This window comes from Phascolarctobacterium succinatutens YIT 12067, from assembly GCF_000188175.1.
Classification (GTDB): Bacteria; Bacillota; Negativicutes; order Acidaminococcales; family Acidaminococcaceae; genus Phascolarctobacterium_A; species Phascolarctobacterium_A succinatutens.
The window spans coordinates 21,822-36,280 of the sequence record NZ_GL830873.1; the positions used below are offsets into that span (position 1 = coordinate 21,822).

Sequence of the window (14,459 nt, forward strand, 5' to 3'; positions counted from 1 at the left end):
CCTTCTCTTACATATTAGTCGGATCATCTAAGTCACCATCGGGATTATCGGTAATAGTGAAATTACCCATATCGGCAATGATGTCACCAGAATCACTATCATCCTCGGTAGCGTCATTATCAGCATAATCATCAACAGGCTTTTCAGGTGCGTTTTCAACAACCTGGCCGTTGATGTCTAAATCAACCTCGCGAGCGGTGGTTGCAATATCGTCATCCTCATCGTCGCGTAATGAAACCTCTTCCTCGTCCTCGTTGAGAACCTTGATATCCAGACCGATGGACTGCAATTCCTTAACCAGTACCTTGAAGGATTCAGGAATACCAGGATCAGGTACATTTTCGCCCTTAACAATTGCTTCGTAGGTCTTAACACGGCCAACAACGTCATCGGACTTAACAGTCAGGATTTCCTGCAGGGTGTAAGCAGCGCCGTATGCTTCCAGCGCCCAAACTTCCATCTCACCGAATCTCTGGCCGCCGAACTGTGCTTTACCACCCAACGGCTGCTGGGTAACCAAGGAGTACGGGCCGGTGCTGCGGGCATGGATCTTATCATCAACCAAATGGTGAAGCTTGAGGTAATAGGTCAGACCAACGGTAACAGGGTTATCGAAGGGTTCACCGGTACGACCGTCATACAGAGTGGTCTTAGCAGTTTTATCAATGCCTGCAAGCTCCAGTGCATCAGCAATATCCTGCTCATGCGCACCGTCGAATACAGGTACGGAAATCTGTACTGCTTTTACGCTCTTGCCACCGAATTTATCAATTTCAACAGTTTCCGGCATACCATATTTTTCATAATCGTAGCCGTAATGCTCTAATTTCTTAGCGGTTTCGGAATTAGCCAGCTCTTCCTTGAAGGCTGCTTCAAATTCCGGAGTACCTTCTGCTGCGCCGGTTTTTTCAACGGCATTCAGCTTAGCTGCCAGGTTGGTAGTATCAATTTCCATACCCAGCGCACGTGCTGCCCAGCCAAGATGGTTCTCCAGTACCTGTCCGATGTTCATACGGGAAGGTACGCCCAACGGATTCAGTACGATATGTACCGGTTCGCCGGTCGGCAGGAAAGGCATGTCCTCACGTGCCATAATACGGGAAACGACACCCTTGTTACCGTGACGGCCTGCCATCTTATCGCCTTCGGAAATCTTACGTTTCTGGGCAATATGTACACGAACCTGTTCGTTTACTCCCGGCGGCAGATCATCGCCGTTTTCACGGCTGAATACCTTAACGCTGACAATCTTACCTGCTTCGCCGTGCGGTACACGCAGGGAGCTGTCACGTACTTCACGTGCCTTTTCACCAAAGATTGCACGCAGCAGACGTTCTTCTGCAGTCAGCTCGGTTTCGCCTTTCGGAGTAACCTTACCTACCAGAATATCGCCGGGGCGTACTTCGGCACCGATACGGATAATACCACGCTCATCCAGATCCTTCAGAGCTTCGTCGGATACGTTAGGAATCTCGCGGGTAATTTCTTCTTTACCAAGCTTGGTATCGCGGGCATCACAATCATATTCTTCAATATGGATAGAGGTAAAGATATCAGCCTTTACCAGATCCTCGTTCAGCAGAACAGCATCCTCGTAGTTATAGCCTTCCCAAGGCATATAAGCAACGATTACGTTGTGACCTAAAGCCAGCTCGCCATGATCGGTAGCAGGGCCGTCAGCCAGAATCTGCTTTTCGGTAACCTTATCGCCTTTAAAGACGATAGGACGCTGGTTAACACAGGTACCTTGGTTGGAACGTTTGAATTTCAGCAGCGGATATACATCCACTTCACCGTTTTCTGCACGTACACGGATTTCGTTGCCTACTACGCGGATAACTTCGCCGGCACGTTTAGCCAGAACGCAGACACCGGAGTCAGAAGCAACCTTGTATTCCATACCGGTACCGATAATCGGAGCCTGAGTGCAGAGCAAAGGTACAGCCTGACGCTGCATGTTCGCACCCATCAGAGCACGGTTAGCGTCATCGTTCTCCAGGAAAGGAATCAGCGCGGTTGCGATAGATACTACCTGTTTAGGAGAAACGTCCATCAGGTCAACCTTATCCGGAGTAATGGAGAGGACATCATCCTTTGCACGGGCGGTAACACGCTCGCCCAGGAAGTAGCCGTCATCATCCAACGGTTCGTTGGCCTGTGCTACGATATATTTATCTTCTTCGTCCGCAGTCATGTATCTGATTTCTTCAGTTACACGTTTATTTTCTTTATCAACAACACGGTACGGAGTTTCCATAAAGCCGTATTCATTGATAACAGCATAGGTGGACAAAGAACCGATCAAACCGATGTTAGGACCTTCAGGCGTCTCGATAGGACACATACGGCCATAGTGGGAGTTGTGTACGTCGCGGACTTCATAGCCTGCGCGCTCACGGGACAGACCGCCGGGGCCGAGGGCAGACAGACGACGTTTATGAGTCAGCTCTGCCAGAGGGTTGTTCTGGTCCATGAACTGGGACAACTGGCTGCTGCCGAAGAATTCCTTAATAGCGGCAACAACAGGACGGATGTTAATCAGAGCCTGCGGGGTGATAACCTCGTTGTCCTGAATGGTCATACGTTCTTTTACTACACGCTCCATACGGGAAAGACCGATACGGAACTGGTTTTGCAGCAATTCGCCAACGCAGCGTACACGACGGTTGCCCAAATGGTCAATATCATCGCCGGTGCCATGGCCATCCATCAGGTTCAGCAAATAGTTGAAGGAAGCAAATACATCCTCATTGGTAACAGTATGCATTTTTTCATCGATACCGGTGGTGAACATCAGAAGCATTTCTTCTTCATGGTTCTGAACCTTGACAGCACGCAGACCGCGTTCGTTATAAATGCCGCTTTCTGCTATCTTATCAAGATTTTCATCGGTCATCTTAGTGCCTGCCGGCAGGATGATTTCGCCAGTTTCTTCATCAGCAATAGCCTCAGCCAGTACGGTACCGCTCAGGCGGTTGCGCCAGCCAAGCTTTTTGTTAAGCTTATAACGGCCAACATTAGCCAGATCATAACGCTTGCTGTCGAAGAAGGTGTTTTCAATCAGCTGTACGGCGTTTTCCAGAATAACAGGCTCGCCCGGACGCAGCTTCTTGTAAAGCTCCAGCATAGCTTCATCTCTGTTAGTGGTAGTATCCTTTTCCAGAGTTGCCAGCAGCGCAGGATGATTGCCGAAGCAAGCCAGGATCTCATCATTGGAAGACAAGCCCAGAGCACGCAGCAGCACGGTTGCCGGAACCTTACGGGTACGGTCTACACGAGCAGAAATAATATCATTAATGTCAGTTTCATATTCAATCCAAGCGCCACGGTTAGGAATTACAGTAGTACCGTAAATCTTCTTACCGCTGGGATCCATAGTTACACTATAGTAAACGCCGGGAGAACGCACCAGCTGGCTGACGATAACACGTTCAGCACCGTTGATAACAAAGGTACCGGTATCGGTCATCAGCGGGAAGTCGCCCATAAATACAGAGGATTCCTTAATTTCGCCTTTTTCCTTGTCTTTGAAAATCAGGCGTGCTTTAACGTTCATCGGTGCAGAATAGGATTCATCTCTCTCCTTGCACTCTTCAACGCTGTATTTCGGAGTTCCTAATTCAAAGCTTTCAAAGGAAAGCTCCAGATTACCTGCAAAGTCTTTAATAGGAGAAATGTCATGCAGAATCTCCATGAGGCCCTTTTGAACGAACCATTCGTAGGATTTTCTCTGGATATCAATCAAATGAGGCATTGCCAAAATTTCATTGATTCTTGCATAACTATACCGAGTCCTATCACCTACTGGAACCGGTTTAAACATGTAATTCCTCACCCCTTCTTGTATTATCAGCACACTAAACTCGGCGAATCATGCGTGACAAAAAAAACAACAAGGTTCTTACCACAAGGACCTTGTCAGTTGTCTTCGATGATCTGCCTCATCTTTCATTATAAGCAAGATACGCCGTTCAACCACTGACCCGGCAGTATTTGTTGTCAAAATTTACACCTGCAAAAATAATAATGATGTAGTATGATATGTTATCATAAATTACGCAAGTTGTCAAGATTTTTGTCAAAAAAAAAAATACAGACACAGCATCTTCGGTGTGTCTGTATTCGCATAGGCGCAGCTTATTCAAAGCGGCCTTTAAGAACAATCTCTTTATCCAGCAATGCAACCTGGCCTTTAGCAAACAATGCGTCGATATCCAGGTTTTCGTCCAGAACCAGCAGGTCAGCATCTGCGCCGACTGCAACGCAGCCTTTGACACCGGTTTTGCCGAGCAGCTCGGCAGGTGTAGAGGTCAGCAGCTTGATAGCCTCTTCCAACGGCAGACCGCGGCGTACCAGACTCTTGATAGTCAGATGCAGATATTTAGGAGAGCAGTAGGTCAGACCGATGCAGTCACCGTTTTCGTTGAACTTAGGTTGAGAACCGAAAGCGTCACTGCTCATCGTCAGGTGGTCGGTGCTCATACCCTCCCAGCTCAGAATTTCCATAATCTGCTCTGCACCGATTTCCATATCCTCATCAGTGCTGCCGGCAGTCATGTCAAAATAGCCGCCGCGACGTACCAGCTTTGCGCCTTCTTCCATCAGCTCGCGAGTACGCAGCATATGAGTCGGCAGGAAGTTCTTTGCAGGAACATCGGAATGGTCCAATGCGTAGAACAGCGGGTCCAGTTTGCCGATACCAGAACCCATATGCATGGTTACCAGGCCGGCAACGTTAGCCAGCAGGCCACCGCGACGGGTTGCGGTAGCAACCTCAATCAGCTCAGGTCCCTGAGGATTAGAGCTGCGATGATCGCTGACAGCAATCTTGGTACCGATAATAGGCGGAACCATCATAATATCTTTTTCGATAGAACCTGTAATGGTCGGCGAAGGAATTCCGTAAGCACCGGTCAGGCAGTAGGCAGTAATGCCTTCTTCCGTCAGTGCGCGTGCCTTAGCCACCAGGTTTTCTACGCTTCTTGTTACGCCGTCCGTACCCAGCAGGCCCAGAACGGTTGTAATACCGCAGCTGGTAATCTGGCTCAGCATTGCTTCAGGTACGCGGGAAGCAGGACCCTGCTCACCGCCGCCGCCGGTGATGTGCATATGCATATCAATGTAACCGGGCAGCAGCTTTTTGCCGCTGAAATCAAATACCTCTACTTCAGGCATGCCTTCGTAGCCTTCAATTTTATCAGCAATACGCACTACCTTATCTGCAATAACCAGCACATCCTTTTTGCCAAGATGAGCAGGTGCGTAAACATCAGCGTTTCTAATAAGTTTAATCAAAATTGTCACTTTTCCTTTCATTGCGTACCAAGCAACGGCTCAGTACTGCCGACATGCTTGCGCAGCCGGCTTATTTCTTTTCGTCTTCCAACTTAGCGATACCGATACCGGTGTAGCCGTAGAACAGAGCTATAATGAAACCGGTGTAGCAGAGAATTGCCCACGGAGCATAATCCAGAGTTTCAATACCGGTGCAGGCGGTCATATAAGCACCTGCTGCAGACCAGGGAACCAACGGTACAAATACGGTACCTGCATCTTCCAAAGTACGGGACAGGTTCTTAGCAGCAAGACCTCTTGCTTTATAAGCGTCACGGAACATTTCACCGGGAATCAGAATGGACAGGTAGGAGTTACCGGTGCACAGGCCCATGGTAATGCAGGAAGCAACGGTGGAAGCAATCAGATCGCCAGTGCTCTTAGCAAAGGTCAGGATTTTTTGCAGAACTACTTCCAGGCAACCGGCCTTGCTCATAATACCGGCAAAGCAGAATGCGCAGAATACCAGCAGAGTGGTGCCCATGATTTCAGCCATACCGCCGCGATTCAACAGCTTGATAATCTGCGGAGCAGCAGTAGCCGGGTCAAAGCCGGGAGTGGTCAGCATAGAAATTTTGAAGCCTTTTACGGTAGCCAGCAGCAGGTTTTTCAGGTTGATGTTTTGGAAAATCAATGCTTCTGCGCCAGCCAGAACAGTGGAAGCCATCATAACCGGCAGAGTCGGTTTCTTAAAGATAGAGCCTGCCAGAATCAGCAGTACAGGCAGAATCAGCAGAATGTTAAAGTTATACATGCCATCTAGCTGAGTCAGCATAGTGCTTACTGCTTCGGAAGAAACATCGCCGCCGATATTGCCCTTTAAGCCTACGAAAGCGTAAACAACCAGGGAAATAATAGTTGCCGGAACAGTAGTCCAGAACATGTGAGCAATGTGCTCATAAAGAGTAGAACCAGCTGCAACCGGTGCCAGGTTAGTGGTATCGGACAGCGGGGAGATTTTATCACCGAAATAGGAACCGGCGATTACAGCACCTGCAGTAGCTGCCAGGTTTACACCCAGAGTGCTTGCAATACCCATCAGTGCAACACCCATAGTAGCAACGGAGCCCCAGGAGGTGCCGGTTACGATAGATACTACTGCGGTAATCAGGAACGCGGTTACCAGCATGAAGGTCGGGTTTACAATCTGTACACCATAATAAATCATCATCGGGATAGTACCAGAAGCCATCCAGGTACCAACCAGCGCACCAACGCAGGTCAGAATCAGGATTGCCGGCATGCCCTTAGCAATCTTCTGGCAGATTTCGTCCATCATTTCATCCCAGGTAACACCAACGCGGTAAGCAATCAGGCCGGCAATAGCAGCTACCAAAAGCAGCAGCGGCTCGGTTGCGTAACCCAGATAACCTTTGCCGACAGTCAGAATAACCATCATGGCAATAATAGGAATAACGGATTCCGTAAAGGTTGGCATACGCCTATTTGTTTTTTCTTCAGTTTTTTGCATATCCTTTGACATAATACCCTCGTTTCTGCCAGTCATCTAGCCGGCTTAATTTTGCGCAAGCAACGCTATCTATAAAAATTTTATCATTATAGCTTAATTATCTCAACAGTTTTCTTTATCTATACTTATTGGAATTTTTCTTGTATACATAAGCAATTTATTCGCCGTTCTGTATTTTGTATACAAAATTTGTACTATAATTCGTGGACATTTGCTTAACCATACGCTTTTTTATACTAAAAATTTAGGACTTCTTCAAACATGCTGAAGAAGCCCTAAATTAAAAAATCAATAAGATTATTTTCCCTGTTATAGTATTTTGATAAATTATTCTTATATAAAGAACAGAAAGTAAATTAACCCTTTATCTTTTCCTGCGACTCTTTTAAAAGCTCCAAAAAGCGTTTTGTAGGCAAGGTAAAGTTAAATTCATAATCATAAAGAACCGATATAGGCATATTTCCCGAATACTTGACAGGGAATTCGACTAATGTCCCCTGCTCCAGTTCCTTCCTTACCTTTACCCGCGGTATCAAGGCTATACCAAGATTCTGCTCAACTGCCATCAGCACGGATTCCGAATCACTGAAGGTCAATATACTTTGCAGACGCGTGAAATCAACCTTAGATTTCAGATGCTTATAGTATACCTCGCTTGCAGGATAGGAAATAAAGGGATAATCATAAATATTATTGTTTTCTCCCATCTGTTCATACAGTTCTTTGGAGGCTACAAAAACCATCGGCTGATTCCAAAGCTGTACACGCTTGGTATAAAGCGGCTGCACATCAATATGCACAAAGGCAAAATCATACAGCTTTTGTACAAAAGCATCATTTATTGTCGATTCTACCGTCATACAGCGGTTGACCTCTATATCCAGCTCGGGAAATTCCTTTTTGAGCTTCAGCAGCACAGGCAAAAGATAAAAGTTTATGCCCTGAGTAGAAACGCCTATTTTCAGACTGTAATTCTTCTTTTGAAACTGGCGCATTACCTCCTGGCTTTTCTGATAATCAGCCATCAGCTGCTGTGCTATCGGCACAAAGTTTTTACCTGCCTGCGTCAGATAAACATTCTTGCCATCTCGGGTAAAAAGAATAACGCCGTATTCTTCTTCCAAAGCGTTGATATGATTGCTGATTGTAGGCTGGGTAAAATTAAGATATTTCGCAGCCTGCGTAAAGCTGCGGCACTGTACAACAGTCAAAAAAGATTGATATACTTGGATATTCATTTCGGATATTCCTCAAATTCTTATATTTCATCGAGAACAGGTACAAAATATGCTTCCACGCCGGTAATTTCTCCCGGCTGCAAACGCACAAAGGTTTCCGACGCTTTACCGTTGATTACAAAGCAGGAATAAGTGTACTTGCCGGTTGCCTCACCGTTATCTGTTTCCTGCTGTACATCTGCTGAAGGAACAAACTGCTGATAAATCAAATCGCAGTCATCGCATTCCTCTGCCTCGTAGCTCGTTGCACCATCAGGCTCTACAATAGCAATGCCTGCACCCTCACGCCCAAAAATAGGCTTCTTAATATAACGCTGACCTGCCAGCGGCTTGCTGTCCAAATAGGTCGGCGTTAAATGCGCAGCCAACAGTTCTTCCTCCTGCGGTGTCCAGAAAAGACGATGCTGATATAGATACCATGCCAGTGCCAACAGCGCTTTATTCTGCAGTACAATGGATTTTACAGGGTTAACCAGATCCACAGCCCCGAAATTTACCAGCTCCATAAGTTTTAAGCCTACAGGATAGCCGTCTTCGCTTTCATCATCCATCAAAAGCTCCAGCGGATGCAGACGATACAGTATATCAATTCTATCTTCCTTATGGAATATTTCATTAGGAATGTACACTCCGTCATCATGTACTATAAGCTCATCTAAACCGACAAGGCGACAAACGAATGGCTGCTTGCTCAAAATGCGTTCACGCAACACCTCTTGCACACGCTCAAATAAAAATTTGGCGTTAGCCCAATCCTCACTGTAGCCTTTATCAGCAGCAAAAGCAATGCGCACTACATCCTTATCTGCATATTTAGGCTGTTCCAACAGCTTTAAAAAGGGCTCTGCCAGCTCCTCACCATCTGAACGCGGCTGCAAATGCAGGCCGTACTCCTTAGCAAAATATGCTTCCGCTACCTTGTTGGCATAAAAGGTTTCCGGCAAGGCGCAGGGTGTATCCGAATTAATTTCTACCAGCTTATAGCAGCCGTCGGTATTCTTTACAAAGTCAAGACGGCTGATATAGCTCACATGGTCCGAGTTATCCGCAAGGATATACGGTGTGAGCTTATCCGTCATATTAAACAGATTAAAGGGCATTGCGCCATTATTATTGGTACGCAAAGCCTCTGCCAGGCGTGACAGTGCTGCTGTAAGGCCGGCACTGATGCGCTGCAGCTCCCGCTTATTGGCATTGCTCATCAGCAGCGCGCTGATAGTAGGATAACGGTTTTCCCACTCCGGCGCATCCAAATACGGCATCATATTCAAATCAATTTTATCAAGCCATGTATCAGGCTTACGGTATTTATACATCTTCATCACCTCAGGAAATTGCGCTGCCGCTGGAGCGGCTCATGCCACTGCCGATGCCGCTTTTGCCTGTGCTTCCCGTACTGCCGAGCTTGGAATTTTGCGTGCTTCCTGCAGTTCCCTGCTGCACAGTAGAGCCGTTGGCGGTATTAGCGTTTGGTTTAGGATTAGTAGACGAGCCTGCGGGTGCAGTATTCTGCTTCTGGTTAGCTGCAGGCGCAGTTCGCACACCTGCCATCGGGCCTACACCAAAGGTACGGCCGATGAAGTACCAGGGAAAGAAGCCATGAAAAAAGTCTCCGCCGTTATCTTCATCCTTCTTTTCATCTTGATTATTCTGAGCAGAGTTATCATTCTTCCACTCACTGTCTTTATCGTTACCACAGCCTGCAACACCTGTCAGCATAACTACCGCCAGCGCACCGGCCAAAAGCTTTTTACGTTTTTCATCTGTAAGCATATGAAACTCCTTTATAAAAAATCTCTATCATTTTTACACAGCAATATAGTAGGTCATCTTTCATATTATAGCATAAGAAGCAGCTGAATTGCACTATGACTATGCTTCATTCACAAAATCAAAAAACTCCCGACACACCTAAGTGCATCGGGAAGCGGATTGCAGACGAATCAACAATCTATGGGTGTTCTTATGAGTGAATCTTTTCATTGTTCATCAACCATGCAAATCCTTTTGCCATACGCAAAGCAGGTTCCTTAAAATGACTTCCCTCATTCCAAACAAGAATACTGCTCAACCTATGATCTCTTAATGAGCAATACACATCATAAATATCATTTGCCACCTGTGACAGAATTTGGTTGCGTGTCTTTGCTTCCTTATCGCCAAGACTTAAATAGACTCTATTGGTTAATATTTTGTTGTTATGTACAAAATCAACAAATTTAGGAAACCACACAGACGGAGATACTGCTGCTATACCTTCTAATAAATTTGTTTGATAAGCCGCCCACAATACAAATAATCCGGCTAAGGAATAGCCACCAGCAAAAATCTTTATATCTTGATGCTCACTTAATAACGGAACAATTACTTCATTTTTTATACGTGTTAGAAGTTTTTCCGCATTGCCAGCAAAGGCAGCATCTCCAAAAATCGGCTCTGCCATCCATGGCGAAAGGTCGTCATTCCAGCTATCAACCTGCACTGTAATAAACAAAAAATCTGTACTCTGCGTTATAGCTTTTATATGTGAAAGCTCCTCTTCAATAAACGGCAACTCGTGTTCTCCTATTATTTGCAGCAAGACTATTTTTGCATCGCGATTGCCTTGATAATTGACTTTCATCCTCTACTCGCCTCTTGGTTCCGTTGCAAATATTATATATTCTTTGAGGCAGAAAATCAAAAAACTCCCGATACACCTAAGTGCATCGGGAGTCGGATTGCAGACGAATCAACAATCTATTGTGCTACTATCGTAGCAAACAAGATTATTTAACTTCTACAGTTGCGCCAGCAGCTTCCAGTTTCTCTTTCAGAGCGTCAGCGTCAGCTTTGGAGATTTTTTCTTTGATAGCTTTCGGAGCGCCGTCAACCAGCTCTTTAGCTTCTTTCAGGCCCAGGCCAGTAGCTTCGCGAACAGCTTTGATTACGCCGATTTTGGAAGCGCCAGCGGAAGTCAGGATTACGTCGAATTCAGTTTTTTCAGCTGCAGCAGCTTCGCCGCCAGCAGCCGGAGCAGCAGCAACAGCTACCGGAGCAGCTGCGGATACGCCGAATTTTTCTTCCAGAGCTTTAACCAGTTCGGACAGCTCGAGTACGGTCATGGATTCAATAGCTTCGATGATTTGATCTTTATTCATTATAGTTACCTCCAATAATAAGTAAGTTTTTATTTTTTAAGCTGCCTTATGCAGCATGCCGCAAATTAAGCGGACTCTTTTTGTTTGCGTACAGCTTCCAGAGCATATACGACATTGCGGATAGTACCTTGAAGTACATTGACAAAACCGCTGATAGGAGCATTCATGCTGCCCAGCATCTTGGCAATAAGAACTTCTTTCGGCGGCAGAGAAGCCAGTGCTTTGATTTCGTCAGCACCGATAACTTTGCCATCAAGAACGCCAACTTTAACTTTCAGTTCTTTGTTTTCTTTTGCGAATTCGCAAACGATTTTTGCAACTGCAACAGGATCTTCCGGGGAAACAGCGATAGCGGTGTTTTTCTCCAGAGAAGGTTCCAGACCTTCAATACCAGCTTGTTCTGCAGCAATACGCAGCAGGGTGTTCTTAACTACATTGTAGTGAACGCCAGCTTCACGCATTTTGCGACGCAGCTCGGTATCCTGAGCAACAGTTAAACCGCAGAAGTCAACTAAAATAGTGCATTTGGAGTTAGAAAGCAACTCTTGAATTTCAGCAACTTTAGCTACTTTTTCAGGTCTAATAACTGCCATTTAGATTGCACCTCCTTTTTTTGATGTTTTTATTAAATCAAAAAGACCTCTCGGCCGTAGCCGGAGGTCGGAAGGTCTAATATATCTTCACGCTCCAGCCTCGGCAGGCGTAGTTAAAACTTACGCATGTGGCACCTGCTGTCTATGGCCCGATTATCTTCTGATTTAGTAAAATTAAGTAAAACTACAATTATTTGTCGCTGTTAGCTTTCAGGACGTCAACTTTAACGCCAGGGCCCATGGTGCAGGACATGGTGATAGTCTTCATGTACTGACCTTTTGCACCAGCCGGTTTAACCTTAACCAGGGTGTCAGCCAAGGTCATGTAGTTTTGTAACAGTTGCTCTTCAGTAAAGGATGCTTTACCGATAGGAGCTTGTACGTTGCCGGATTTATCGGTACGATACTCGATTTTACCAGCTTTGGATTCCTTAACGGCACGGGTTACGTCCATGGTAACGGTACCAACCTTCGGGTTAGGCATTAAACCACGAGGGCCAAGGATTTTACCAAGACGACCAACAAGACCCATCATATCAGGGGTTGCGATGCACACGTCAAATGCCATCCAGCCGTTCTTGATTTTATCAACATATTCTTCACCGCCAACGAAATCTGCGCCGGCAGCTTCTGCTTCTGCAACTTTGGGGCCTTTAGCAAAAACCATAACGGTCTTGGATTTACCAGTGCCGTTCGGCAGAACCAGTGCACCACGAACTTGCTGATCAGGGTATTTAGGGTTAACGCCCAGACGGAAAGCAACTTCAACAGTGCTGTCAAATTTGGTAGAAGCGGTTTTCTTAACCAGAGCTACTGCTTCTTTCGGAGAGTAGAATTTGTCAGCTTCGATTAATTTCAAAGCGTCATCATACTTTTTGCCCATTGTTATAAAATCCTCCTATGTGGTACAAGCGGCTTTTGCCTCCCACTAAATTGAGAAGACTACTTAAAATTAGTCTTCGATTACAATACCCATGCTACGTGCAGTGCCTTCTACCATTCTCATAGCAGCTTCAACGTTTGCAGCATTGAGGTCTTGCATTTTGCTTTCTGCGATTTCGCGAACTTTGTCACGACCCAGTTTAGCAACTTTCTTTTTGTTAGGTTCACCAGAAGCCTTTTCCAGACCAGCAGCTTTTTTCAGCAGAACTGCAGCCGGAGGGGTTTTGGTTACGAAAGTAAAGGAACGATCTTCGAATACAGTGATCTCAACAGGAATGATGAGGCCAACTTGTTTCTCGGTACGTGCGTTAAATTCCTTAACGAAGGCCATGATGTTAACACCAGCCTGGCCAAGTGCAGGACCTACCGGAGGAGCCGGAGTAGCTTTAGCAGCCGGTACCTGTAATTTTACCATTTTAACGACTTTTTTCGGCATTTAATTACACCTCCTTACTCAATTTCTTCAACTTGTGTAAAGTCAATTTCAACAGGAGTTTCGCGTCCCATGATATCAACGAGTACCTTCAGTTTACCCTTTTCTTCGTTGATTTCACTGATTGTGCCTTCAAAATCCATGAAGGGCGCAGTCTTGATGCGGACTCTCTGATGTAACTGAAAATCAATTTTTGCGGGTTTGACAGTTTCTTCAACTTCCATACCCATCGAAGGCATAATCTGCCTTACTTCTTCAGCTGTAAGCGGAGTCGGATGGGTAGAATCAGAACCGACGAAACCAGTTACACCTGCAGTATTGCGGACAGCATACCAGTTGCGCTCATTTACAATCATTTCCACCAGTACATAGCCTGGGAAAACTTTATGCTCAACAACTTTTTTCTTGCCATCCGAAGTGATTTCAACCTCTTTTTCCGTAGGTATTTCAATACGGAAAATTTCATTTTCCATACCCAAGGAATGAACTTTTCGTTCCAGGTTTGCGCGCACTTTATTTTCGTAGCCAGAATAGGTATGGATTACATACCAATGTTTTCCTTGCTTTTCTTCTTCCATGAATAAACGGAAAGCAACGCTTCCCCTTCCCTCCTTACTTAAGCCTTACAGCTCATTATTGCAAAATCATGCGGAATAACATACTAAAGATGGAATCAATAATCCAGATTAGAGCTGCGCACAAAACAACTGCAATAATTACCACTATAGTGTTAGCAATAAGCTCTTGTTTGGTAGGCCAGGTAACCTTTTTTAATTCTACTTTAGTTTCACTAAGAAAGGTTGTAATGCTGAATCCCTTATTCTCAGTGTCTGTAGTTTCCGGAACGGCCATCTTGTCACATCCTTGCTATTACTACCCGGTTACGCACAAGCCAATATTATTTGGTTTCTTTGTGCAGAGTGTGTTTTTTGCAGAACTTGCAATATTTATTGAGCTCAATACGATCAGGATCGTTCTTTTTGTTTTTGTTGGTTTGGTAATTTCTCTGTTTGCACTCAGTGCAAGCCAAAGTAATCAGGTTACGCATTTAGTTACACCTCGCTTACGTACATAATAATAAAACCAATCACAAATTGTCGCTAATATAGAGTAACACAGTTAACACTTTATGTCAACTATAAATATCCGTCTGACGCAAATTTTTTCTGTCCAAACAGTGCTTAATTACTCTAAAGCGTTTCTTTGGCAATCAGTCTTAAAAAATCAAGACCGGCCATAAGCTGACCGGTCTTGTATTTTGCATTACTATGCCGGAAAAATTATTTCTCTTCTACTTCGGAAACAACG

Annotated in this window: 14 protein-coding genes and 1 other annotated feature; all 14 genes read right to left on the bottom strand. The window is 45.4% G+C overall.

Annotated features, from left to right (window positions below):
- Positions 1 to 7: 7 nt before the first annotated feature.
- The 14 genes from rpoB to rpmG all read right to left on the bottom strand — a co-directional run bounded on the left by rpoB (position 8) and on the right by rpmG (position 14,199).
- Positions 8 to 3,823: a DNA-directed RNA polymerase subunit beta gene (gene rpoB, locus HMPREF9443_RS03770; protein WP_040565010.1), complete on the bottom strand. Its 3,816-nt coding sequence runs from the start codon at positions 3,821 to 3,823 to the stop codon at positions 8 to 10.
- Positions 3,824 to 4,137: 314 nt separating this feature from the next.
- Positions 4,138 to 5,304, bottom strand: coding sequence for a beta-aspartyl-peptidase (iadA, locus tag HMPREF9443_RS03775; protein WP_367998650.1), 1,167 nt, complete (start codon positions 5,302 to 5,304; stop codon positions 4,138 to 4,140).
- 61 nt (positions 5,305 to 5,365) lie between these two features.
- On the bottom strand, positions 5,366 to 6,817 hold the full coding sequence (gene nhaC / locus HMPREF9443_RS03780) for a Na+/H+ antiporter NhaC (protein ID WP_210684813.1): 1,452 nt from the start codon (positions 6,815 to 6,817) through the stop codon (positions 5,366 to 5,368).
- A 344-nt stretch (positions 6,818 to 7,161) separates the two neighbouring features.
- The gene (locus HMPREF9443_RS03785) at positions 7,162 to 8,043 is read right to left on the bottom strand and encodes a LysR family transcriptional regulator (RefSeq protein WP_009145189.1); all 882 of its coding nucleotides are present in this window, start codon (positions 8,041 to 8,043) and stop codon (positions 7,162 to 7,164) included.
- Between the two features lie 20 nt (positions 8,044 to 8,063).
- Positions 8,064 to 9,365: a glutathionylspermidine synthase family protein gene (locus HMPREF9443_RS03790; protein WP_009145190.1), complete on the bottom strand. Its 1,302-nt coding sequence runs from the start codon at positions 9,363 to 9,365 to the stop codon at positions 8,064 to 8,066.
- Between the two features lie 4 nt (positions 9,366 to 9,369).
- A complete protein-coding gene (locus HMPREF9443_RS03795; RefSeq protein ID WP_009145191.1) occupies positions 9,370 to 9,816 on the bottom strand; it encodes a hypothetical protein in 447 nt (148 codons plus the stop codon).
- A gap of 190 nt (positions 9,817 to 10,006) precedes the next feature.
- Positions 10,007 to 10,666, bottom strand: coding sequence for an alpha/beta hydrolase (locus tag HMPREF9443_RS03800; RefSeq protein WP_009145192.1), 660 nt, complete (start codon positions 10,664 to 10,666; stop codon positions 10,007 to 10,009).
- Positions 10,667 to 10,811: 145 nt separating this feature from the next.
- Positions 10,812 to 11,183, bottom strand: a complete 372-nt coding sequence (rplL, locus tag HMPREF9443_RS03805; protein WP_009145193.1) for a 50S ribosomal protein L7/L12 — start codon at positions 11,181 to 11,183, stop codon at positions 10,812 to 10,814.
- A gap of 65 nt (positions 11,184 to 11,248) precedes the next feature.
- Entirely contained in the window at positions 11,249 to 11,776 is a 528-nt protein-coding gene (rplJ, locus tag HMPREF9443_RS03810; RefSeq protein ID WP_009145194.1) for a 50S ribosomal protein L10, read from the bottom strand.
- 30 nt (positions 11,777 to 11,806) lie between these two features.
- Positions 11,807 to 11,942: a sequence feature (ribosomal protein L10 leader region), on the bottom strand.
- Between the two features lie 24 nt (positions 11,943 to 11,966).
- Entirely contained in the window at positions 11,967 to 12,659 is a 693-nt protein-coding gene (gene rplA, locus HMPREF9443_RS03815) for a 50S ribosomal protein L1 (RefSeq protein ID WP_009145195.1), read from the bottom strand.
- 69 nt (positions 12,660 to 12,728) lie between these two features.
- Complete coding sequence (rplK, locus tag HMPREF9443_RS03820; RefSeq protein ID WP_009145196.1) at positions 12,729 to 13,154, bottom strand: 50S ribosomal protein L11; 426 nt, start codon at positions 13,152 to 13,154, stop codon at positions 12,729 to 12,731.
- A 14-nt stretch (positions 13,155 to 13,168) separates the two neighbouring features.
- Complete coding sequence (gene nusG, locus HMPREF9443_RS03825; protein WP_009145197.1) at positions 13,169 to 13,729, bottom strand: transcription termination/antitermination protein NusG; 561 nt, start codon at positions 13,727 to 13,729, stop codon at positions 13,169 to 13,171.
- A 55-nt stretch (positions 13,730 to 13,784) separates the two neighbouring features.
- On the bottom strand, positions 13,785 to 14,003 hold the full coding sequence (gene secE / locus HMPREF9443_RS03830; RefSeq protein ID WP_009145198.1) for a preprotein translocase subunit SecE: 219 nt from the start codon (positions 14,001 to 14,003) through the stop codon (positions 13,785 to 13,787).
- A 46-nt stretch (positions 14,004 to 14,049) separates the two neighbouring features.
- Entirely contained in the window at positions 14,050 to 14,199 is a 150-nt protein-coding gene (gene rpmG, locus HMPREF9443_RS03835; protein ID WP_009145199.1) for a 50S ribosomal protein L33, read from the bottom strand.
- Positions 14,200 to 14,459 lie beyond the last annotated feature (260 nt).